The 2845-nt window shown below is 37.3% G+C and carries 3 pseudogenes; all 3 read left to right on the top strand.

The features are described from left to right. Positions 1-724 precede the first annotated feature (724 nt). A pseudogene (locus tag AFK68_RS40930) lies at positions 725-1069 on the top strand (hypothetical protein); the annotation flags it as partial. Between the two features lies 1 nt (position 1070). Continuing rightward, positions 1071-2082: pseudogene (locus AFK68_RS40925) on the top strand (hypothetical protein); the annotation flags it as partial. A gap of 1 nt (position 2083) precedes the next feature. Then, positions 2084-2818, top strand: a pseudogene (locus AFK68_RS38020) (hypothetical protein); the annotation flags it as partial. Between the last annotated feature and the right edge of the window lie 27 nt (positions 2819-2845).

The following is a 2845-nucleotide window of genomic DNA, read 5'->3' as shown; positions in this document are numbered from 1 at the left end:
GCAAATCCTTAACTAAGCTTTCAATTTTTTCCCTAATGCGATAACTTGCTTTACCGAATAATTAAGGTTTAAAGCCAACTAGATCAAGAAAAACAATTCCGAAAAGAATAATGATCATCAATCAAAATTTTTTGTTCAATATTAGGAACATTTTGGTTGAAAACCTGAGATTTAGGGAAAAATAACTTAAAATAGTATATAGCAATCCTCAACAGGTTGTAACAATTTAAAAACTAGAAATAAACTCCAAAACCCTTGCATATCAACTATTGCCTGTTACCTATTTCCCAAAAGTGACAATATTTTGGACACAAATAAAATAGGATTGGTATAGTTTTTCTTCTTTTATTTTCTCTTTACCCTGCAACCAAGAACCCATAGTTTTGTACCTGAATTCTGATTGGAATTACAAGCAATAAATATTTAGTCCCTAAAAAATCCCATATACTGATTATACTTGTCTATAGTTGTTTTAAAGACTATCCTTACTAATGCTAGAATCATTGAAAGATGGGTATAAATATGTATCAAGTCTCGGACACTTTTGTATGATTATATCACCCACTCGCTCCTAGCAATAGTTCAGTATCGTCAAAGAGACAATTCTCCTCATGCTAGCAAGACCGTTCCAGAAAAATGTATATAAAAATACATTGATAAAAATATGGTTTAAGGTCAAAGGAAAAAATATCCAGCAATTGCTTCACTTTCACAGGCTTAGTATATGGTAGCTCTCAATCCTTCAACAATTCGTAGGTTACAAAAATTACAACAAGTTCCTAGTGTATGGGAAGGCGATCGCCGTCCTATATATTCAGACTCCAGCTCTAACCCAGAATTAGAGTCAGAAAAAACAAACGAATGTATTATCTGGGTAGATGGCTCCCATGGCATGGTCAGAGCAATGGATATGGTAACGCCAGATACTGGCCCCGAAGCAATTGTTCGGACATTACTGAGAGCTATGGAAAATCCTCAAAGTCCAGCTCCAGCAATTAGGCCACAAAAAATAGTTGTCAAAGACCGAGAAATTCAATTTTTTCTTAGGGGTGTCTTACAAAACTTAGGANACTCCAGCTCTAACCCAGAATTAGAGTCAGAAAAAACAAACGAATGTATTATCTGGGTAGATGGCTCCCATGGCATGGTCAGAGCAATGGATATGGTAACGCCAGATACTGGCCCCGAAGCAATTGTTCGGACATTACTGAGAGCTATGGAAAATCCTCAAAGTCCAGCTCCAGCAATTAGGCCACAAAAAATAGTTGTCAAAGACCGAGAAATTCAATTTTTTCTTAGGGGTGTCTTACAAAACTTAGGAATTACAATTGATTATGTACCAGATTTACCTCTAATTGATGAAATATTTCGGGGACTACAGGAAGTATCAGATAATCGTCCGCCTCAGTTACCTCCTGAATATGCAGAAGCTTTAGTGGAAAAAGCAGACCAAATTTGGGATGATGCTCCTTGGGAAATATTAGGAGAGCATCAAATTATCTCTATAGAACTTAATCAATGGGATATTGAAAATCTATATATCTGTGTTTTGGGTAAATTGGGCATGGATTATGGAATTTTGTTGTATCGTTCTTTAGATTCTCTGAAAAGGTTTAGAGAAAGAGTAGCTTATGAAAAATCTTATGAAAATTTAGAAGAAGCTTTTTTAGGGCAAGATTGCCTTTTTATTACTTACGATAGTTTTCAGGAGGAGGATGAAGATAATGAGAATGGGGATACAAATCTAGAAAATTTATCAATATCAGAAATTCAGGCCAATTTTGGTAATTTACATCCTTTAGAAGGTTTAAGGTCTATTCTCTATGAAGAGGAAGCACTTACAACATTAGTTACTTTAGAAGCACTACATCGCTTTTTGCGAGGCTCCCGCAAGAAAATGATGGGTGATAAATTCCCTAGCATTAGTAGTCGCTACCGCATTCCCATACCTCAATCAGACCAGGTAGCATCAGTTAAAGTCACAACTATGCCAGAAGTAGCAGAAGAATTATATGAAATGGCTGTGGAGTCTGACGCGGAAGGAGATGAAGAATTAGAAATTGAAATGCCTATGCTTAAAGANTTGCGAGGCTCCCGCAAGAAAATGATGGGTGATAAATTCCCTAGCATTAGTAGTCGCTACCGCATTCCCATACCTCAATCAGACCAGGTAGCATCAGTTAAAGTCACAACTATGCCAGAAGTAGCAGAAGAATTATATGAAATGGCTGTGGAGTCTGACGCGGAAGGAGATGAAGAATTAGAAATTGAAATGCCTATGCTTAAAGATGATTTGGTTCCACCAAATTCTTTCTTGAGTTTGGGAGTAGTGCCTTGGGAGACAGTGGAATATTTAAGGGATAATACTAAACAATATCAGCCAGCCGACGAAGATATTGAAACATCAGGAGAAGGTCTACCAATAATTTTAATTCAAACTTCTCTGCCAAAAGCAACTAAGTTGATAACAGATTTAGAAGAAGCTCAGGGACTTCATGGTATAGGATTTAATCCAGGGGAAGACCCTATGGAGGAAAAAAATTATGATTTGGGCATATTGAAAACTTATGATGGTGTACTGCATTTATTTGGTGAATTTATGCAAAATGACCCTGTACACCAGGAAGCTAGAGAAAAATGGGACGAGCGTTGCATTGCTACTCGTGGTTGGTGTGGTTTGATTATTGCTAGAGGTATTACAGGTGCTTCCCGTGGTCAACCTGAATTTAAGGATATGATGGCTTTGTTTGAGGTTCGATCGCTGTCATCTCAAGAATTGGGGGTTGGACCTTTGAAGTTGGTGCCAGTTTCTTTTTAAATAGGGAGTAGGGAGTAGGGAGTAGGG

Origin of the sequence: Hydrocoleum sp. CS-953, from assembly GCF_002260545.1 — a bacterium.
GTDB lineage: Bacteria > Cyanobacteriota > Cyanobacteriia > Cyanobacteriales > Microcoleaceae > Trichodesmium.
The sequence above is the reverse complement of the archived record's forward strand: the minus strand, read 5'-3'. Positions and strand labels throughout refer to the sequence as shown.